This is a genomic window from Blastococcus tunisiensis (assembly GCF_900112815.1).
Taxonomy (GTDB): Bacteria; Actinomycetota; Actinomycetes; order Mycobacteriales; family Geodermatophilaceae; genus Blastococcus_B; species Blastococcus_B tunisiensis.
Genome location: NZ_FOND01000001.1, coordinates 357455 through 377678, shown reverse-complemented (window position 1 = coordinate 377678; position 20224 = coordinate 357455). Strand labels below are relative to the sequence as shown.

Below are 20224 nucleotides of genomic sequence, written 5' to 3'. Positions count from 1 at the left end.
ATCGCGCTTGCGCCGGTCACCGATGTGCACAGCACCGCCGCGAACCTGCGTCCGACGAGCGCCAGCGAGGAGACAACGCGTGAGTGCCGCCGAGCTCGAGAGCGCCGGGGAGAACGTCCCCGACGACATCGACATCCACACCACCGCCGGGAAGCTGGCCGACTTCGAGCGCCGGGTGCAGGAGGCGACGCACGCCGGGTCCGAGCGGGCCGTGGAGAAGCAGCACGCGGCCGGCAAGATGACCGCCCGCGAGCGGATCGAGGCGCTGCTGGACCCGGGCTCGTTCACCGAGTTCGACGAGTTCGCCCGGCACCGGTCGACGAACTTCGGCATGGACGCCAAGCGGCCCTTCGGCGACGGCGTCGTCACCGGCTACGGCACCGTCGACGGCCGGCCGATCGCGATCTTCTCCCAGGACGTGACCGTCTTCGGGGGCAGCCTCGGCGAGGTCTACGGCGAGAAGATCGTCAAGATCCTCGACTTCGCCGTGCAGAACGGCTGCCCCGTGGTGGGCATCAACGAGGGCGGCGGCGCGCGGATCCAGGAGGGCGTGGTCTCCCTCGGGCTCTACGGCGAGATCTTCCGGCGCAACGTGCACGCCTCCGGCGTCATCCCGCAGATCTCCCTGGTGATGGGCCCCGCGGCCGGCGGGCACGTCTACTCCCCCGCGCTCACCGACTTCGTCGTGATGGTCGACAAGACCAGCCAGATGTTCATCACCGGCCCCGACGTCGTGAAGACCGTGACCGGCGAGGACGTCACCCTCGAGGAGCTCGGCGGGGCGCGGACGCACAACACCAAGTCCGGGGTCGCGCACTACCTGGCCGAGGACGAGGCCGACGCGCTGGACTACGTGAAGGCGCTGCTGTCCTACCTGCCGAGCAACAACCTCGACCCGCTGCCCGCCACCGAGGTGGCGCCGGTCGAGACCGTGCTACCCAACGCGCTCACCGACGACGACCTCGAGCTCGACAACTTCATCCCCGACTCGGCGAACACCCCGTACGACATGCACACCGTGATCGAGCACGTGCTCGACGACGGCGAGTTCCTCGAGGTGCAGCCGCTGTTCGCGCCGAACATCCTGATCGGCTTCGGCCGGGTCGAGGGCCGGCCGGTCGGCGTCGTGGCCAACCAGCCCACCCAGTTCGCCGGCACGCTCGACATCGACGCCAGCGAGAAGGCCGCGCGGTTCGTCCGCACCTGCGACGCCTTCAACATCCCGGTGCTCACCTTCGTCGACGTCCCCGGCTTCCTGCCCGGGACGTCGCAGGAGTGGGAGGGGATCATCCGCCGCGGCGCGAAGCTGATCTACGCCTACGCCGAGGCCACCGTCCCGAAGGTCACGGTGATCACCCGCAAGGCCTACGGCGGCGCCTACGACGTCATGGGCTCCAAGCACCTCGGCGCGGACGTCAACCTCGCCTGGCCGAGCGCGCAGATCGCCGTCGTCGGTGCCCAGGGGGCGGTCGGCATCCTGTACCGCAAGGAGCTCGCGGCGGCCGAGGACCCCGACGCCCGCCGGGCCGAGCTGATCGCGGAGTACGAGGACACCCTCGCCAACCCCTACATCGCCGCCGACCGGGGCTACGTGGACGCGGTCATCCCGCCGTCGCAGACCCGGGTGCAGGTCACCAAGGCGCTGCGCGTCCTGGCCAACAAGCGCCAGACCCTGCCGCCGAAGAAGCACGGGAACATCCCGCTGTGAGTGAGGAACCGCACCCGCTTCTGCGGGTCGTCAAGGGCGAGCCTTCTGCCGAGGAGCTCGCCGCCCTGACCGTCGTCGTCGCCGCGCTGTCGCAGCGGCGCGCACGCCGTCGTCCGACGCCGGTCGGCGCCTGGGCGTCCTACGCCGACGGCCACCGCCGGCCGCTGCAGGTGGGCGCCGGCGGGTGGCGCGCGTCCGGGAGGTTCGCGCAGTGAGCAGCGACCGCCGGCTGGTGCTCGCGTCGGCCTCCCCCGCCCGTCTCTCGCTGCTGCGCCAGGCCGGGCTGGTCCCCGAGGTCGTCGTCAGCCACGTCGACGAGTCCACCGTCCGTGCGCCCCGGGTCGCCGAGCAGGTGGCCCTGCTCGCGGCCGCGAAGGCGGCGGCGGTGTCGCGGCAGGAGACCGACGCGCTCGTCATCGGGGCGGACTCCCTGCTGGAGTTCAACGGCAGGCCGCTGGGCAAGCCGGCGGACGCCGCCGAGGCCCGGGACCGCTGGCGGCGGATGGGCGGCCGGTCCGGCGTCCTGCACACGGGCCAGGCGCTCTTCGACGTCCGGGACGGCGCCGTCGTCGGCCGGGACATCGCGGTGGCCTCGACCGTCGTCTACTTCACGACGCCGACGCCGCAGGAGATCGAGGCCTACCTGGCCACCGGTGAGCCGCTGGCCGTGGCGGGGGCGTTCACCCTCGACGGTCTCGGCGCACCGTTCGTCCGCCGGGTCGAGGGTGACCCGGCCGCCGTCGTGGGCCTGTCGCTGACGGTGCTCCGCACCCAGCTGGCCAAACGCGGGCTGGCCATCACCGACCTCTGGCGCCGCTGACCAGCCGCTCCACCCAGAACCACAGTCCGACCGTTTGACTCGACGAGGGAGTTGCACCGGTGCAGAAGGTCCTGATCGCCAACCGCGGTGAGATCGCGGTCCGCGTGGCACGCGCCTGCAGGGACGAGGGCCTGACGAGTGTGGCCGTCTACGCCGAGCCCGACCGGGACGCGCTGCACGTGCGGGCCGCGGACGAGGCGTTCGCCCTCGGCGGCACGACGCCGGGCGACTCCTACCTGGTGATCGAGAAGATCCTCGACGCCGCCGCGAAGTCCGGCGCCGACGCGATCCACCCCGGCTACGGCTTCCTGTCCGAGAACGCCGACTTCGCCCAGGCCGTCCTGGACGCCGGGCTGATCTGGATCGGCCCCTCGCCGCAGTCGATCATCGACCTCGGCGACAAGGTCGCGGCCCGGCACATCGCCACCCGGGCCGGGGCCCCGCTCGTGCCCGGCACCAAGGACCCGGTCGGCGGCGCCGACGAGGTGGTCGCCTTCGCCGAGGAGCACGGCCTCCCGGTCGCCATCAAGGCCGCGTTCGGCGGTGGTGGCCGCGGGCTGAAGGTCGCCCGCACCATGGAGGAGATCCCCGAGCTGTTCGACTCCGCCGTCCGCGAGGCGGTCTCCGCCTTCGGCCGCGGCGAGTGCTTCGTCGAGCGGTTCCTCGACAAGCCCCGGCACGTCGAGGCGCAGGTGCTCGCCGACACCCACGGCAACGTGATCGTCGTCGGCACCCGCGACTGCTCGCTGCAGCGGCGCAACCAGAAGCTGGTCGAGGAGGCCCCGGCGCCGTTCCTGACCGACGAGCAGCGCGCCCGCATCCACTCCTCGGCCAAGGCCATCTGCGCGGAGGCGGGCTACCACGGTGCCGGCACGGTGGAGTACCTGGTGGGCGTCGACGGGTCGATCTCCTTCCTGGAGGTGAACACCCGGCTGCAGGTGGAGCACCCGGTGTCGGAGGAGACGTCGGGCATCGACCTGGTCCGCCAGCAGTTCCGGATCGCCCGCGGCGAGGCCCTCGAGATCACCGAGGACCCGGCGCCGCGCGGGCACAGCATCGAGTTCCGGATCAACGCCGAGGACGCCGGCCGCAACTTCATGCCGGCGCCCGGGCCGGTGGAGCGCCTGGAGATCCCGCAGGGCCCGGGCGTGCGCTGGGACTCCGGGGTCGAGACCGGCGGAGAGGTCGCCGGTGCGTTCGACTCCATGCTGGCCAAGCTGATCGTCACCGGCGCGACCCGCGACGAGGCGCTGCAGCGCGCCCGCCGGGCGCTGGACGAGCTGGTCGTCGAGGGCATGCCGACGGTCATCCCGTTCCACCGCGCCGTCGTCCGCGACGAGGCCTTCACCACCGAGCCGTTCACGGTGCACACCCGGTGGATCGAGACCGAGTGGGACAACCAGGTCGCCCCCTACGACGCCGCACCGGCCGAGCAGGAGGAGGAGACCCCGCGGCAGACCGTCGTGGTCGAGGTCGGCGGCCGTCGCCTCGAGGTGTCCCTCCCGGCGGGACTGGCCGCCGGCGGTGCCGCGCCGGGCGCGGCCGCCAAGCCCCGGAAGCGGGGCGGTGGCGGCAGCGGCTCGGCGGCGTCCGGGGACTCGCTGACCTCACCGATGCAGGGCACGATCGTCAAGGTCGCGGTCGAGGACGGTGCCACCGTCGAGGCCGGTGACCTGGTCGTCGTGCTCGAGGCGATGAAGATGGAGCAGCCGATCAACGCGCACAAGGCCGGCACGATCTCCGGGCTCACCGCCGAGGTCGGTGGCGCGGTGACCAGCGGAGCCGTCCTCTGCACGATCGCGGACGCCGAGTAGTCCGCGTGCGCCCCGCCGGCATGCGCCGGCGGGGCGGTCGCGGGGGTCCCGCGCGGTCGGGGCCGGTCCCCGCACGCGAGGGGCGACCCGATCAGACGGTGCGCGTCCCGGCCCCGGCCGACCACACGACCCGGCCGCCCTCGAACCGCTGGCTGCAGCTGTCGGTCGTGCAGCTCATCGCCTCCACCGGGTAGCCCAGCGGGCCCAGCTCCCACCGCTGTGCGGCCCAGTGCTGCCGGATCGCCCCGACGATGGGGAACGCCCCCGTCGCCGGCGACCAGTACATCGACCCGCCCTGGAACAGCTGCCCGCACCCACCCCGGACCATCCCGCACTGGGAGCTGCGGACCGGGTAGCCCAGGGAGCCCGTGCCGGCGCCCGCCGCCACCCATGCATCAGCGACCGGCGCGGTCACCGTGTGGATCCCGGTCGCCGCCGACCACACCACCCGGCCACCCTCGAACCGCTGGCTGCAGCTGTCCGCCGTGCAGCCCATCGCCTCCACCGGGTAACCCAGCGGGCCGAGCTCCCACCGCTGGGCCGTCCAGTGCTGCCGGATCGCCCCGAACATCGGGTGCGCCCCCGTCGCCGGCGACCAGTACATCGACCCGCCCTGGAACAGCTGACCGCACCCACCACGGACCAGCCCGCACTGGGAGCTGCGCACCGGGAACCGCAACGGCCCCGTGCCCGCACCCGCCGCCACCCACGCATCCGCCAGCGGCGCGGTCACCGTGTGCGTCCCGGTCAGCGTCGACCACACCACCCGGCCACCCTCGAACCGCTGGCTGCAGCTGTCCGCCGTGCAGCCCATCGCCTCCACGGGGTAGCCCAGGGAGCCGTTCTGCGCCTTGACGGCCTGGTACGAGGCATTGATGGCGCCGGACACGCCGACGAGGCCGGTGTCCGGTGACCAGTACAGGGAGGTCCTGCTCGGCGTCGTGAAGTCCTGGCTGCACCAGCCCCGGGCCAGGCCGCAGACGGTCCCGGAGGTCGGCAGTCCCCAGCGGTCCTTCCCACCGGAAGCGACCCAGGGGGTGTAGAGGCCGCCGTGGACGGGGTGGGCGCCGGTCGTCGCGCTCCAGTAGATGGCGCCGCGCTCGTAGAGCCGCCAGCACACCTGTCCGCTGCCCGGCAGGCTGCACGTCTCGGCCGACGTGGCCGGGCCCAGGACGCCGGTCTCGGCACCGGCCGCGGCGTAGGCCGCGGCGACCGGGGTCACCGGGGCCGGGGTCGTCACCCGGACGGTGGCGCCGGCGGCCGACGCGGACGTGACCGTCACCGTGAAGTCGCCGCCGGCCAGCCGGACGGGGGTGTTCAGCGGCACCGCGGTCTGCACGTCCCCGGCCCACTGCGCCGGGGACCCCGGCGTGCCGTCGAGGAGCAGCGAGAAGTCGTCGCCCTGGCCGGGGATGTACCGGATCTGCACGCCCGTCTGCAGTCCCGCACCCGGGATCCAGGCATCCCGCCCGCTCGCGGCGCGGTACTCCAGCCAGTAGATCCTGCCCGGGCCACCCCACAGCAGGATGCCCCGCATGCCGCTCAGCTGGGAGACCGGCACGAGCGTCACGGTCTCCGACGGGCTCGAGGGGTGGATCTGGCGCATGTCCCATGTCGGCACCTTGTTCAGCTGCCAGGCCTGCGCCATCGACAGCGACCCGAGGTTCTCCCACGAGTAGCCCATGACGTCGTAGTAGTCGGCGTAGGGCACGGTCTGGCAGGTGCCGGTCTCGACCGCCCGGTCGCACTGCCGGGCCGACGAGTGCCCGAGCCCGAAGTTGTGCCCGAGCTCGTGGGCGATGAGCGAGGTCCCGGTGCTCCGCACGTAGGAGTAGCCACCGTCGCTCAGAACCGAGCCGACCGTGCCCAGGCCGTACGAGCAGGACGGGTTCGCCGGGTCGTCGGCGACGTAGAGCAGCAGGTGCCGCCCGAGTCCGGGGGTGAACCCCACCGTCGTCGCCACCTCGTCCCACAGGAGGAACGGATCGCTGCAGTCGGCGGTGGTGCTGATCCAGTCGTGGGACCCGACGACGCCGATCCGGAGGCGGGCCTGCTCCCACCAGAAGTCCGAGACCGGGCCGTCCACCGCAGCGACGACGTCCGGCAGGGTCGTGCCGTCCTGCACCTCCCCGGCCGGCGCCACCATGACCACGGTGACCGCATGGTCGGGCGAGGCGAAGCCACCGGCGGTGGGCTGCGGTGCGGCTTCGAGCACCTCGGCGGCCAGCACCTCGCGGGCCGGCTCCAGCCCCTCCTCGGCGGCCGCGTCGTCGGCGACGGTCTCGCCGACGGTCACCTCCACGGTGGCGCCGACGGGCAGGTCCTCGACGTCGCCCGTGGCCAGGCGGACCGTGCCGTCGGACCCGGTGCGGACGAAGCTGAGCAGCGAGCCGTCGGCGCGCTGGACGGCCGTCTCGGCGTGCTCGTGCTCCTGCCAGACCTGGACGAACTCGCCGACGATCGTGTCGCCACCGGCCGGCCCGTCCTCCGCGGCGGCGACGCCGGGAACGGTGAGCAGCGCCGCCGCGACGGCCGCCGCGGCCAGCAGCGACCGCCGCGCGTGCGGCCGGTGGGCAGACTTCATGGACACTCCTGGAACCGGGGGGATCCGCGTCATCTCAGTCGAGGGCCCGTTCGCAACGGGGACGACGCGCCGATACGGTACGTAAGTGACTGACTACTAAACGATTGCTCCGGTGCGTCGCAGCCGGCGCCCGGCCAGCACTCCGCCGGCCGCGAGCAGTCCTCCGCCGGAGGCCACGAGAGCAGTGAGGCCGAGCGAGCTGTCGCCGTCGGCAGCCTCGAGCACGGACGCCGACCGGGGGGCGGCCCCCCGGTACCCGGGCACCCAGACCACGCCCGTCGCGCCGTCGGCCACGACCGCGCCCTCGCCCTCGCCCTCGCCGGCCGCGGTCCCACCGGTCGTGCTGCGGGATCCGGCACCGGACATGACCCCGCCGGGAGCGGCGGGCGCGGGGGCAGGAGCCGGTGCGCCGGCTCCGGCCGGCGGTGCCGCCGTGATGCTCAGGACGGCCCCGTCGGCGGAGACGCCCTCCACGACGACGGTGAAGTCGCCACCGGAGACCGGCACGGCCACACCGGTGGGCAGGGCGGCGGCGTGGTCATCGGCCCAGGAACCCGCAGGGCTGGGGCTGCCGTCGAGCAGGACCGAGGTGTCCGGCAGGCCACCGGCCCGGCGCAGCAGCACGCCCGGCTGCAGGCCGAACGGGTTGGCCGTGTCCAGCCAGCCGTCGCGACCCGTGGCGGTCCGGTACTCCAGCCAGTAGTCGACGCCCTCGGCGTCGGTGAGCCGCACCGCCCGGATGCCGCCCCGGCCCGCGATCGGGCTGAGCGTCACCGTGGTGGTCCCGGCAGCCAGCGGGACGGCCCGCTGCTGGGCCGCGGGCAGCACACCGAGCAGCGCCGCCTGCGCGGCGTTCAGCGTCCCGGTCCGCGACCAGGAGACGCCCATGACGTCGTAGTGGTCGCGATAGGCGGTGGTGCGGCACGACCCACCCTCGACGGTGCCGTCGCACTGCTCCCCCGAGGAGTGGCCCAGGCCGAAGTTGTGGCCGAGCTCGTGGGCGATCACCGACATCGAGGTGTCGCGGACGTAGAGCCGGCCCCCGGAGGTGCGGCTGCTGCCCACCTCGGCGAGCGCGTAGGCGCAGTCGGAGTCCCGGCTGACGTAGAGCATCAGGTGCTTGCCGGGGCCGGGCACGAACCCCACCCGGGTGGCGACGTCGTCCCAGAGCAGGCCGGGGTTCGAGCAGCCGACGGCGGCGGGGGCCCAGTCGTGGGCGGCGGTCACGTGGAGGGAGATGGCGCCGTCGCTCTGCTCCGACCAGAACGTCGCCACGTCGTCGTCCACCAGCGAGACGACCTGAGCCAGTGTCGTGCCGTCGCCGGTGGCGGCGGATCCGGCCGGGGCGACCATCGCCACGGTCACCTCGTTGGTGACGCGCTCGGGTGCGGTCTCCGGGAGGGCGACGACGGCGGTGTCGACGACCGCGAGCGGCGCCCGGTCGCCGGAGGGGTCCGCGGTCGGGGTGCCGACGGTGAGCGAGACGGTCGACCCGGAGGGGACGCCCTCGACGTCGTCGCTGTCGACGAGGACGGCGTCCCCGTCGGCCGGCTGGACCCAGCTGACCATCTCCTCGGAGCCGTGTCCGGCCGGGGCCCCGGCGGGCTCGACCTCCGACCACGCGTGGACCAGCTCGCCCGCCAGGGTGCCGCGGCCGCCCTGCTCGGCCGAGGCGGCCCCGGGCAGCACCAGCGGGACGACGGCGCCGGCGACGACGGCCGCGGCCACGGCGAGCGGGCGCAGCAGCCACGGCCGCGGCGCGGGAGCGGGGACGAGCCGGTGCGAGGTCATCCACCCCGACATCGGCGGGGTCCGGCCCTATCGGCACCGGATGCCGGATATCGAGCGGAACGCTCGCCACATCCGGCTCATCCGGCCCCGCGCCCCCGCGCGTCCCGGTGGGCGGCCTCAGGCGAGGTGGTCGGCGCCCATCAGCCGGCGGCCGGCCTCGGTGATGGAGCCCGACAGCGACGGGTAGATCGCGAACGTCTGGGCCAGGTCGGCGACGGTCAGCCGCTGGGTGACCGCGAGCGCGATCGGCAGGATCAGCTCGGAGGCCCCCGGGGCCACGACCACACCGCCCACGATCACGCCGGTGGACCGGCGGGCGAACATCTTGACGAACCCGTCGTGCAGATCGCTCATCTTCGCCCGGGCGTTGGTCGCCAGCGGCAGCAGGACCACCTCGACGTCGGGGTAGTCCGGCAGGCTCTTCTGCTGCACGCCCACCGTGGCGATCTCCGGATGCGTGAAGACGTTGGCCGCGACGGTCTTCAGCCGGATCGGCGCCACCGCCTCCCCCAGTGCGTGCCACATCGCGATCCGGCCCTGCATGGCCGCCACGGAGGCGAGCTGGAAGACGCCCGTGACGTCACCCGCGGCATAGATACCGGGCACCGACGTGCGGGAGACGCGGTCCACCACGACGTGCCCGGACTCCGTCACCTCCACGCCGCAGCTCTCGAGGTTCAGGCCCGACGTGTTCGGCACGGTGCCCACGGTCATCAGTGCGTGCGACCCCTCGACCGTGCGGCCGTCGGTCAGCTCGACGAGCACACCGCCCCCGGTGCGCCGCACCGCGGCGGCCCGGCCCTTCTCGGCGATCTTCCCGCCGCGGGACCGGAACACCTCCTCGACGACGGCGGCCGCGTCCGAGTCCTCGCCCGGCAGCACCTGGTCGCGGGAGGAGACGAGGGTGACCGGGACCCCGGCCTCGAGGTAACCGGACGCGAACTCGGCGCCGGTCACGCCGGAGCCGACCACGACCAGGTGCTCGGGCATCTCCTGGAGGTCGTAGACGTCGCGCCAGTCGATGATGCGTTCGCCGTCCGGCTCGGCTCCGGGCAGCACCCGCGGGTCGGCGCCGGTGGCGATGAGGACGACGTCGCTCTCCAGCTCCTCCGACACCCGGCCGTCGGCGTCGACGACCTCGACGGTGTGCGCGGCCAGCCCGCGGACGTCGTCGGAGAGCCGCCCCTGACCGGCGAGGATGCGCACCCCTTCGGCGGCCAGCCGGGCGTGGATGTCGTCCGACTGCGCCACCGCCAGGCCCTTCACCCGCTGGTTCACCGACGGCAGGTCCAGGTCCACGGTGGTCAGTCCCGCGCCCTGCAGGCCGAGGACGGCGGAGTCGCGCACCGACGTCATGGCACCGGCTGCGGCGATGAAGGTCTTGGACGGGACGCAGTCGGTGAGCACGCTGGCACCCCCGATGCCGTCGCGTTCGATGACGGTGACCTCGGCACCGAGCTGTGCGGCCACCAGCGCGGCCTCGTAGCCGGCCGGTCCTCCGCCGATGATGACGATGCGGGTCATGGGTCCTTCCCCGGTGCTGGGCGTGCGGTGACGCGGTCCTGGTGCGCGGCCATTCTCCCCGGTGCCGGTCCGGAGCGCTGCCACCGGCGTCCCCCGGCCCGCCGCGGCCGGTGGTTAGGCTCCCACCCGATGGGCCTCTACGCCGCCTACGGGTCGAACATGGATCCCGCGCAGATGCTGCGCCGTTGTCCGTCGTCCCCGCACACCGGCACCGGCTGGATCCGCGGCTGGCGGCTCACCTTCGGCGCCGAGGAGTTCGGCTGGGAGGGGTCGCTGGCCACCCTCGTCCCGGCGGAGGAGGAGCACGAGGCGCTGCACCCGGGCGTGTTCGTCGCCCTGTACGACCTCACCGACACCGACGAGCGGGCGCTGGACGCCTGGGAGGGCGCCGACCTCGGGCTCTACCGGAAGCTGCACCTGCGGGTGCACACCCTGGGCGGCGACGAGGTGGCCTACGTCTACGTCCTCGACGCCTTCGAGGGCGGGCTGCCGTCGGCCCGCTACCTGGGGGCGTTGGCCGACGCCGCCGAGGCCGCCGGGGCGCCCGAGGACTACGTGCACGACCTGCGCACCCGCGAGTGCCGCTCCACCGGCGTCTGAGGATCAGCGAGGCGCCGGCGCGCCCGGTGTCCCGTCGGTCCGCTCGGCCCGGGCCCTCGCCAGGCAGAGCACCGCGAGGACGCCCACGACGACCATGCCGCTGCTGACGCCGTACCGGACGTTCGCGTCTCCCCCGCCGACAGCGGCGAAGAAGCACCCGTTGACGACGGCGCCCGCCCACACCAGCAGGACCACCGTGGAGGTGTGGCCGCCCGACCAGCCCGGCCTGCGGGTCGTTCCGCGCGCTCGTCCCACGGCGAGGCCACCCCCGACGACCACGAGCAGCAGGACGAGGGAGGAGAGCCCCACCCAGACGTGGGTCAGCGCAGGGTGAGCTGCGTCCATGCGGGTCAGGTTCCACACCGTCGGCCCCTCGACGGGCCCCTCCGCCAGGATGGCCCTCGATGCCTCTCCCGCGAAGGTGAGCGGTGCGACGGCGAGCTCGACCGCGTCACCACCCGTCTGCAGGGCGACGGTCGGTGCGCAGCACCGGAGCGCCGCGCGGATCGCCGCGCCCGTGTACGCGTCGCCTCCCCCGTCGAGCTCGCGCAGCAGGTTCGTGAGCGCGAGGATGCTGTTGACGTTCTGGTCGAAGGTGGCGGCGTCCGCCGGGCTGATGGCGTCGCGCACGGGCTCGGGGAGGTCGTCGCGGATCTCCGCGACGTGCGGCCACACGATCCGGCTCATCGCCGCCGTCACCAGCCCGGCGTCGGGCCGTCCGTGGTCCCCCGCCTGGGTCGCACCGTTGACGACGGTCGCGACGACCGCCGCCACCAGGAACAGACCGGCGGGCGGCACGACGGAGCGGATCCGGGCCCGCGCAGGGACGGCGCCGGGCCCCCGTCGTCGCGTGACGAGCGCGATGCCCACGAACGCGACGGCGACGGCGACCAGCACCACGGGCTTCTCGGCTCGCATGAGGGCAGTGCCGACGGCGCTCCCCCCGGTGAGGAGGACCGTCCGCCATCGCGTGTCGCCGTGGACGGCCATGCGCGCTGCTCCGGACAGCGCCACGACGAACAGGGCAGCCGCCACGGAATCGCTCAGCACGGTCGTGGCGTAGTGGAGCACGAGCGGCGTGGTCACGGTCACGGCCGTCACCAGCGCGACGCTCGCCCGCGACGCCCTCGGGGCCACGGTGCGGACGAAGTACCAGAGCGCCAGCACCGAGGCAGCGGTCTGGCCGAGGTACAGGGGGAGCTGCCACGGGACACCCGTCGCCGTCGACAGCTCGAGGGAGATCCGCACCAGCGCCGGATAGGCGAGCGTGCGGTAGCCGTCGACGTCGAGGGTCTGGGCCAGCCGCACGTACTCCGGGGTGTCGCCGTACGCGGGGACGGCGGTCAGGTTGAGCAGCCACCAGATGACGCCCACGACGACGTGGGCGCCGGCGATGACCAGCAGTGACCGGCGGACGTACCGGTGCATCCCGGGCCGGCTCGGGTCGCCACTCCGGCGGTCGTCGGTGTCGACGTCGCTCGCGCTGCCCGTCACCGGAGGCGCGGCGGCCGGCGGACGCTCGCCGAGGATGGGCCGCTCGGCCACCCGGCGCGTGTCGGACAGCATGGACGCAGGCTAGGCGCGGCTGCTCCCGCGGGAAGCCTGCGACTCACCCCGTGCCGGCCGGCGGCGTCGCTGGCGCCCCCCGCGACACATCCACACCGCTCTCCCCGCTCCCGGTGTCCCCGGTGACGCTGCCCGGCACCGGGGCGTCCTGGAGGAAACAGCCGAGGATCTGCTGGGCGGCCAGTGCGGGGGTGAGCTCGCCGGCCAGCACCGCCTTCTCCAGGTCGGGGACGGCGGACCGCACGCCCGGGTGCGCGCGCAGCTGGTGCTCCAGGGAGTCGCGGACGAGCTGCCAGGTCCAGCGCACCTGCTGGCCGCGGCGCCGCTCGTCGAACCGGCCGGAGGACCTCATCCGCTCCTGGTGCTCGACGATCTTCGCCCACACCTCGTCCAGGCCCTCGCCGGTGAGGCCCGCGCAGGTGAGCACCGGCACGTCCCAGGTCTCGTCGTGGCCGCGCAGCATCCGGATGGCGCCGGACAGCTCGCGGGCGGCCTTGCGAGCATCCCCCGCGGCCGGGCCGTCGGCCTTGTTGACCGCGATGACGTCGGCGATCTCGAGGATGCCGCGCTTGATCCCCTGCAGCTGGTCCCCGGTGCGGGCGAGGGTGAGGAACAGGAAGGAGTCGACCATCTCCGCCACGGCGATCTCCGACTGCCCGACGCCCACGGTCTCGACGAGCACCACGTCGTAGCCCGCGGCCTCCACCACCACCATCGACTCGCGGGTGGCCTGGGCGACCCCGCCGAGGGTCCCGGACGTGGGCGACGGCCGGATGAAGGCGTGCGGGTCGACCGAGAGCCGGGACATCCGCGTCTTGTCGCCGAGGATGGAGCCGCCCGACCGCGCGGACGACGGGTCGACGGCGAGCACCGCGACCTTGGACCCGGCGGCGGTCAGGTCGACGCCGAGCGAGTCGATGAAGGTCGACTTGCCGACCCCGGGCACCCCGCTGATGCCGACGCGGCGGGCTCCCCCGGCGTGCGGCAGCAGCCCGACGAGGAGTTCCTGCGCCCGTTCGCGGTGGTCCCCGCGCCGGGACTCGACCAGCGTGATGGCGCGCGCCATCACCCGCCGGTCGCCGGCCAGCACCCCGTCGACGAGGGCCGGGACGTCGATCTCCCGGGCCATTCAGCGGCCCCGCAGCTCAGTGACCAAGGCGCTCGGACAGCGCTCTCAGCAGGTCCTGGGCGGCCTCGGCGATCACCGTGCCGGGCAGGAAGACCGCTGCCGCCCCCATCTCCTCCAGCGTCGGGACGTCGTCGGGCGGGATCACGCCCCCGACGACGACCATCACGTCGTCGGCCCCGAGGTCGGCGAGGGCCCGGCGGAGGGCGGGGACGAGCGTGAGGTGGCCGGCCGCGAGCGAGGAGACGCCGACGACGTGCACGTCGGCCTCCACCGCCTGCCGGGCGACCTCCTCCGGCGTCTGGAAGAGCGGGCCGACGTCGACGTCGAAGCCGAGGTCGGCGAAGGCGGTGGCGATGACCTTCTGGCCGCGGTCGTGGCCGTCCTGGCCCATCTTGGCGACCAGGATCCGCGGGCGGCGCCCCTCGGCCTCGGCGAACGCCTCGGCCATCCGGCGGGTCTGCTCCATCGGGCTGTCCTCTCCCGCCCGGCCCCCCGCGAGCGCCTCGTCCCGGTAGACACCGGAGATGGTGCGCACCTGCCCGGAGTGCCGGCCGTAGACCTCCTCGAGCGCGTCGGAGATCTCCCCGACGGTGGCCTTGGCGCGGGCGGCGTCGACGGCGAGCTTGAGCAGGTTCGAATCCAGGTCGCTGCCGCGCGTCCCCTCGGCGGCGGCGCGGGCGGCGTCGGTGAGCCGGCGCAGCGACTCCTGCACGGCACCGGCGTCGCGGGAGGCCCGGAGCTCCTCGAGCTTGGCCTTCTGCTGGGCGAGCACGTCGGCGTTGTCCACGCGCAGCACCTCGATGGCCTCGTCGGCGTCGACCCGGTACTTGTTCACGCCGATCACCGGCTGCCGGCCGGAGTCGATGCGGGCCTGCGTGCGGGCGGCGGCCTCCTCGATGCGGAGCTTCGGGATGCCGTCGTCGATGGCCTGGGCCATGCCGCCGTGCTCGGTGACCTCCTGGATGTGCGCCCAGGCGCGGCAGGCCAGGTCGTAGGTCAGCTTCTCCACGTAGGCCGAGCCGCCCCACGGGTCGATGACCCGCGTGGTGCCGGACTCCTGCTGTAGGAGCAGCTGGGTGTTGCGGGCGATCCGGGCGGAGAAGTCGGTGGGCAGCGCCAGCGCCTCGTCGAGGGCGTTGGTGTGCAGCGACTGGGTGTGCCCCTGGGTGGCGGCCATCGCCTCCAGGCAGGTGCGGACGACGTTGTTGTAGACGTCCTGCGCGGTCAGCGACCAGCCCGAGGTCTGCGAGTGGGTGCGCAGCGACAGCGACTTCGGGTTCTGCGCGCCGGCCTCCTTCACCAGCCTGGCCCACAGCAGCCGCCCGGCGCGGAGCTTGGCGACCTCCATGAAGAAGTTCATCCCGATCGCCCAGAAGAAGCTCAGCCGGGGCGCGAACGCGTCGACGTCCATCCCGGCCGCCTGGCCGGCCTTCAGGTACTCGACGCCGTCGGCGAGCGTGTAGGCCAGCTCCAGGTCGGCCGTCGCCCCGGCCTCCTGGATGTGGTAGCCGGAGATGGAAATGGAGTTGAACTTCGGCATCCGCTGCGAGGTGAACGCGAAGATGTCGCTGATGATCTGCATCGACGGCTTGGGCGGGTAGATGTAGGTATTGCGCACCATGAACTCTTTGAGGATGTCGTTCTGGATGGTGCCGGTCAGCTGACCCGGCTCCACCCCCTGCTCCTCGGCCGCCACGATGTAGAGCGCCAGCACCGGCAGCACGGCGCCGTTCATGGTCATTGAGACGCTCATCTTGTCCAGCGGGATGCCGTCGAAGAGCTGCCGCATGTCCAGGATCGAGTCGATCGCGACGCCGGCCATCCCGACGTCGCCAGGCACCCGGGGGTGGTCGGAGTCGTAGCCGCGGTGGGTGGGCAGGTCGAAGGCGACGCTCAGCCCCTTCTGCCCGGCGGCGAGGTTGCGCCGGTAGAACGCGTTGGACTCCGACGCGGTGGAGAACCCGGCGTACTGCCGGACCGTCCACGGCTGGGTGGTGTACATCGTCGGGTAGGGCCCGCGCAGGTAGGGCGCGATGCCGGGATAGGTGCCCAGGAAGTCCAGGTCGTCGAGGTCGGCCGGGGTGAACAGCGGCGGCACGGCGATGCCCTCCGGCGTCTCCCAGGTGGCCTCCTCGACGCCGCGGCCGGTGGTCTGCTCGAACGCCTTGGCCCAGTCGTCGCCGTTCGCCGTCGCCGCGAGCCCGCCCAGCTCGACGGACCCGAAGTCGGGGATCCCGCTCATGCCTGCACTCCCAGCTGCTCGTGCGCCGTCCGCAGCGCCGCGAGGGCGTCGCAGCCGGCGTACACGTACCCGTCGACGCCGTCGACGGCCAGGTCGGGCTTGCCGGCCACCCAGACCTGGGTGGCACCGGCCTTCCGGAGCTCCGCCACCAGCGCCGCGGCCGAGTCCGCGTAGTCCCTGTCGGTGCCGCAGATGCAGGCGACCGTCGTGCCCGCCTCGGCGAGGCCGGAAGCGCCGTCCCCGGACGGCGTCGCCAGGCCGCCGGCCTGGAACAGGTTGCCGGCGAACGTGGCCCGAGCGGTGTGCCGGGCGATCGGCCCGATCGTCGCCAGGTAGACGCTCGGCCGCTCCGCTACGGCGTCGGCGGCGTCCCGCAGCGCCTCGAACTCCTGCGCCGCGCGCACCTTCGGCAGCCCGCCGGACGGCGCCACCCAGGCGTAGGGCTCCCGCGCCGGCAGCTTCTCGGCCAGGTTCGGGAACTCGCTGACCCCGGTGATCGCGTCCTTCCGCGTGGCCAGCCGCTTCGCCCGCTCGTCCCACGCGGCGGCGATCCGGTCGCGCACCAGGCCGGAGTCCAGCGCCGCGGCCAGGCCGCCGGCCCGCTCGATCTCGGTGAACCACTCCCAGGCCGCCCGGGCGAGGGAGTCGGTCAGCGATTCGACGTACCAGGAGCCGCCGGCCGGGTCGAGGACGCGGGCCAGGTGGCCCTCCTCGACCAGCAGGCTCTGGGTGTTGCGGGCGATCCGGCGGGAGAACGCGTCGGGCAGGCCGAGCGCGGCGTCGAACGGCTGCACCGTGACGACGTCGGCGCCGCCCACGCCCGCGGCGAAGCAGGCCACCGTGGTGCGCAGCATGTTCACCCACGGGTCGCGCCTCGTCGTCATCACCGAGGAGGTGACGGCGTGCTGCCGCTGGGCCCTCGCCTCCGGCGACGCGCCGCTGACCTCGCCCACGCGGTCCCAGAGCCGGCGGGCGGCACGCAGCGCAGCGATGGTCGTGAACTGGTCGGCCGTGGCCGCGTAGCGGAACTCCAGCTGACCGAACGCCTCGTCGACCGACACCCCGCCCTCGGTGAGCGCACGCAGGTAGGCCACCCCGGCGGCCAGCGAGCAGCCGAGCTCCTCGACGGCCGAGGCCCCCGCGTCGGAGAAGACGGTGGCGTCGACGACGACGCTGCGCAGACCCGGGTGCGCGGCGGCCCGGCGGGCGACGTCGGCGAGGGCGGAGAGGTCCTGCCGCTCCCCCGTCGCCGCGTGTACCGCGAGCGGGTCGAGCCCCAGCGAGCCGCCGGGGGCCAGGTCGTCCCGGCCGTCCACGAGTGCCAGGAACGCCTCGGCGGCCGGGAGACCACCCGTGACGGCCACCGGCGCGAGGTCGAGGTAGACGTCGGTGAGGACGTCGCCGAGGGAGCCGGCCGGGATCGCCCCGTCGCCGACGACCAGCCACAGCGAGGTGACGCCGTTCTCCAGGTCGGCGGCGATCGCCTCCCGGGTCACCGCGACGTCGGGGTGCGCGTGCCGCTGCCGGACGTCCCAGCCGCCGGGCACCCCCCTATCCGGATCCGCCCCGGCGCGCGCCCCCCGCACGAACGGTGCCAGCCCCGGGACGCCGACCGCCGTGGGCAGGTCACCGGCGTCCTCGGCCGTGTACAGCGGGGCGACCCGCACCCCCGTGGCGACGGTGCGGCTCAGCGCGTCCTCGACTGGATCGGGCAGCTCCTCCCGGCCGACCTTGCGCAGGACGCCGGCCACCAGCTCCCGCCACTGCTCCCGCGTCGCCGCGTCGAACCCGGCGGCCAGCGTCAGGTCGCTGGGCACCTCGTGCTCGGCCGGCACCGCTGCGTCGGCCTGCTGGTCGGTGGCGCTCATCCTCGGTGGCTCTCCTCGCCGGACGGTCGGCCTGCAGTGTCTCCGGGCGCGGGACGGCCCGTGCGGGCGGGTGCCGCATCGGCCTCCAGGGCGTGCAGCGCGGTCCGGGCCAGCAGCCGCACCCCCACCCCGATCGCGCGTTCGTCGACGTCGAAGGTGCCCCGGTGCAGGTCGAGCGGCGGGCCGCCGCCGTGGGTGCCCAGCCGGGCCAGCGCGATGGGCATCACGTCGGCGAACCAGCCGAAGTCCTCGCCGCCCATCGACTGCGGGGACACCGCGAGGTGGTCGCTGCCGACCGTCTCCAGGGCCGCGGCCCGCAGCAGCGCGACCGCGCGCGGGTCGTTGACCACCGGGGGGACGCCGCGGATGTAGTCGACGTCCACCTCGGCGCCGGTCGTGGCGGCGACCCGCGCCACCAGCGAGCGCATCAGCTCCTCGGCGCCCTTCCACGCCTCCCGGTCCAGGACCCGCACGGTGCCGCGCAGCTGGCCCCGCTGGGGGATGGCGTTGGCGGCGACCCCGGCGTTGACCGCGCCCCACACGAGCGACATCCCGGTGCGCGGGTCGACCTGGCGGGACAGCAGGCCGGGGACGTCGGTGATCAGCCGGCCGAGCGCGTCCACCAGGTCGACGGTGAGCTGCGGGCGGGCGGTGTGCCCGCCCGGTCCGGTCAGGGTGACGTCCATGCGGTCGCACGCCGCGGTGATCGGGCCGGTGCGCAGGCCGATCGTCCCCACCGGGAGCGACGGGTCGCAGTGCAGGGCGAAGGCCCGGGAGCCGCCGTCGAGCACCCCGGAGGCGACCACCTCGGTGGCGCCGCCGGGCACCGTCTCCTCCGCCGGCTGGAAGACGCAGCGCACCGTGCCGGGCAGGCCGTCCAGCGAGGCCAGCGCGACGGCGACGCCGAGGACGACGGTGGTGTGCACGTCGTGCCCGCAGGCGTGCGCGAGCCCCTCGCGGGTGGACGCGTAGGGGACGTCCTTGAGGTCGTTCAGCGGCAGCGCGTCGATGTCGGCGCGCAGGACGACGATCGGGCCCCCACCCGCCCGACCGACGGGCCCGCCGGAGCCGACGTCGACGGTCAGCCCGGTCCCGGTGGGCAGCCGGCGCGGCGTGAGCCCGTGGTGGCGCAGCCGCTGCTCGAGGAAGGACGTGGTCTCGAACTCCGCGTAGCCGAGCTCGGGATGGGCGTGCAGGTGCCGCCGGGTTGACGACAGCGCGGCCTGGTTGGCGGCGACCCACTCGTCGACGGCGGCACCGAGCTTCTCGACGACCGGCGTCATGCGGCGTGTCCCCCGGGGAGGTCGGCGGGTCCGGGGACCGGGCGGGTGGGACGACCGGCCGGACCCGAGGTCGGCAGGCCGTCCCGCATCTCGGCGAGCAGGCTGTCCACCACCGGCTTCAGGTCCCCGCCGGAGGCCGCGGCGACCGCGCGCTGCCGCTGGTAGGAGGCGCCGACGGCCAGGACGCGCTCGACGTCGCGCAGCTCGGCCTCGCAGTGCAGCCGTCTCGCGGTCGGCGCGAGGTCCTCGACGAGGTCGAGGATCGCCTGCCGCACGGGGCGGACGGTGCCCTTGTCGTCGACGACGATGTCGGCGTCGAGGCCGTAGCGCGCCGCCCGCCACTTGTTCTCCTGCAGCACCCAGCGCGCCGGGGTCGGCAGGGTGTAGCCGCGGTCGAGCTGGGTGTCGAACTGCTCGACCAGGCACTGGCTCAGCGCGGCGACCGCGCCGATCTCGTCGAGGGTCGGCAGGCCGTCGCAGATGCGCAGCTCGACGGTGCCGAAGTTCGGGTGCGGCCGGATGTCCCACCACACCTCGCGGACGCTCTCGATGGCGTGGGAGGAGATCTGGGTGGCCATGTAGCCCTCGAACTCCTCCCACCCGGACAGCTGGTAGGGCAGCCCGGCCGTGGGCATGCTCTCGAACACCTTGGTCCGGGCCGAGGCGAGCCCGGTGTCGGCCCCCTTCCAGAACGGGGAGGACGCCGACAGCGCCAGGAAGTGCGGCTGGTACTGGCACAGCGCGTTGACGATCGGGATGGCCTTGTCCGGCGACCGGACGCCGACGTGGACGTGCACGCCGAAGATCTGCAGCCGCCGCGCCAGCCACTGCATGCGCTCGACCAGCTCGAGGTAGCGCTCCTTGGGCGAGATGAGCTGGCTCTGCCAGTCGGTGAACGGGTGCGTGCCCGCGCACATCAGTCCCAGCCCGCGGCGCTCCGCTGCGGCGCTCACCTCGGCCAGCGTGCCGGCCAGGTCGGCCTTCGCCTCCGACACGGTGCCGCAGATCCCGGTGATGATCTCGATCGTCGACTGCAGCAGCTCGTGCTTGGCCTTCGGGTGCTCCTCGGCGCCCTCGGGCCGGATCTCCTCGAGGATCTCGATCGCGCCCGCCGTCAGCTCGCGGGTCTCCCGGTCGACGAGCTGCAGCTCCCACTCCACGCCCAGGCTGGCGCGCTCGGAGGACTCGAAGGGGATCTGCACATCGGAAGTCTAGGTTCGACGACCGGTGGCCACCCGGTGGCGGTGCACGATCACCCGTGCGATGGATCGGGTCGCGGTACGGGGCACGCGGGA

At 74.0% G+C, this 20224-nt stretch carries 14 protein-coding genes; 5 read left to right on the top strand and 9 right to left on the bottom strand.

Annotated features, from left to right (window positions below):
* Positions 1 to 79: 79 nt before the first annotated feature.
* The 4 genes from BM142_RS01800 to BM142_RS01785 are packed head-to-tail and all read left to right on the top strand — an operon-like array spanning position 80 to position 4342.
* The gene (locus BM142_RS01800) at positions 80 to 1708 is read left to right on the top strand and encodes an acyl-CoA carboxylase subunit beta (RefSeq protein WP_092195040.1); all 1629 of its coding nucleotides are present in this window, start codon (positions 80 to 82) and stop codon (positions 1706 to 1708) included.
* The gene (locus BM142_RS01795; protein ID WP_092195039.1) at positions 1705 to 1923 is read left to right on the top strand and encodes an acyl-CoA carboxylase subunit epsilon; all 219 of its coding nucleotides are present in this window, start codon (positions 1705 to 1707) and stop codon (positions 1921 to 1923) included. Before BM142_RS01800 ends, BM142_RS01795 begins: the two co-directional genes overlap by 4 nt.
* On the top strand, positions 1920 to 2528 hold the full coding sequence (locus BM142_RS01790) for a Maf family protein (protein WP_092195038.1): 609 nt from the start codon (positions 1920 to 1922) through the stop codon (positions 2526 to 2528). The genes BM142_RS01795 and BM142_RS01790 overlap by 4 nt, the downstream gene beginning before the upstream one ends.
* 59 nt (positions 2529 to 2587) lie before the next feature.
* Positions 2588 to 4342: an acetyl/propionyl/methylcrotonyl-CoA carboxylase subunit alpha gene (locus tag BM142_RS01785; RefSeq protein WP_092195037.1), complete on the top strand. Its 1755-nt coding sequence runs from the start codon at positions 2588 to 2590 to the stop codon at positions 4340 to 4342.
* Positions 4343 to 4433: 91 nt separating this feature from the next.
* Here BM142_RS01785 and BM142_RS01780 read toward each other — a convergent pair whose 3' ends face one another.
* The 3 genes from BM142_RS01780 to BM142_RS01770 all read right to left on the bottom strand — a co-directional run bounded on the left by BM142_RS01780 (position 4434) and on the right by BM142_RS01770 (position 10241).
* Positions 4434 to 6926, bottom strand: coding sequence for a reprolysin-like metallopeptidase (locus tag BM142_RS01780; RefSeq protein WP_139228735.1), 2493 nt, complete (start codon positions 6924 to 6926; stop codon positions 4434 to 4436).
* 96 nt (positions 6927 to 7022) lie between these two features.
* Positions 7023 to 8717, bottom strand: coding sequence for a zinc-dependent metalloprotease family protein (locus BM142_RS01775; RefSeq protein WP_139228734.1), 1695 nt, complete (start codon positions 8715 to 8717; stop codon positions 7023 to 7025).
* A 117-nt stretch (positions 8718 to 8834) separates the two neighbouring features.
* On the bottom strand, positions 8835 to 10241 hold the full coding sequence (locus tag BM142_RS01770) for an NAD(P)H-quinone dehydrogenase (RefSeq protein ID WP_092195034.1): 1407 nt from the start codon (positions 10239 to 10241) through the stop codon (positions 8835 to 8837).
* A 129-nt stretch (positions 10242 to 10370) separates the two neighbouring features.
* On the opposite strand from BM142_RS01770, the gene BM142_RS01765 reads away from it, so the two are divergent.
* On the top strand, positions 10371 to 10841 hold the full coding sequence (locus BM142_RS01765) for a gamma-glutamylcyclotransferase family protein (RefSeq protein ID WP_092195033.1): 471 nt from the start codon (positions 10371 to 10373) through the stop codon (positions 10839 to 10841).
* A 3-nt stretch (positions 10842 to 10844) separates the two neighbouring features.
* On the opposite strand, the gene BM142_RS01760 is transcribed toward BM142_RS01765, so the two are convergent.
* From BM142_RS01760 to BM142_RS01735, 6 genes are read right to left on the bottom strand one after another with little or no spacing between them, the layout of a single operon-like run.
* Complete coding sequence (locus tag BM142_RS01760; protein ID WP_092195032.1) at positions 10845 to 12407, bottom strand: hypothetical protein; 1563 nt, start codon at positions 12405 to 12407, stop codon at positions 10845 to 10847.
* A gap of 43 nt (positions 12408 to 12450) precedes the next feature.
* On the bottom strand, positions 12451 to 13536 hold the full coding sequence (meaB, locus tag BM142_RS01755; RefSeq protein ID WP_092195031.1) for a methylmalonyl Co-A mutase-associated GTPase MeaB: 1086 nt from the start codon (positions 13534 to 13536) through the stop codon (positions 12451 to 12453).
* 16 nt (positions 13537 to 13552) lie between these two features.
* Positions 13553 to 15778, bottom strand: coding sequence for a methylmalonyl-CoA mutase (gene scpA / locus BM142_RS01750; protein WP_092195030.1), 2226 nt, complete (start codon positions 15776 to 15778; stop codon positions 13553 to 13555).
* A complete protein-coding gene (locus BM142_RS01745; RefSeq protein WP_092195029.1) occupies positions 15775 to 17646 on the bottom strand; it encodes a methylmalonyl-CoA mutase subunit beta in 1872 nt (623 codons plus the stop codon). The genes scpA and BM142_RS01745 overlap by 4 nt, the downstream gene beginning before the upstream one ends.
* Positions 17643 to 18929, bottom strand: a complete 1287-nt coding sequence (locus BM142_RS01740) for an amidohydrolase (RefSeq protein WP_092195028.1) — start codon at positions 18927 to 18929, stop codon at positions 17643 to 17645. The genes BM142_RS01745 and BM142_RS01740 overlap by 4 nt, the downstream gene beginning before the upstream one ends.
* Positions 18926 to 20131 carry a glutamate--cysteine ligase gene (locus BM142_RS01735; protein ID WP_092195027.1) on the bottom strand — a complete coding sequence of 402 codons (1206 nt, stop codon included), beginning with the start codon at positions 20129 to 20131 and terminating at the stop codon, positions 18926 to 18928. The genes BM142_RS01740 and BM142_RS01735 overlap by 4 nt, the downstream gene beginning before the upstream one ends.
* Positions 20132 to 20224: the final 93 nt, after the last annotated feature.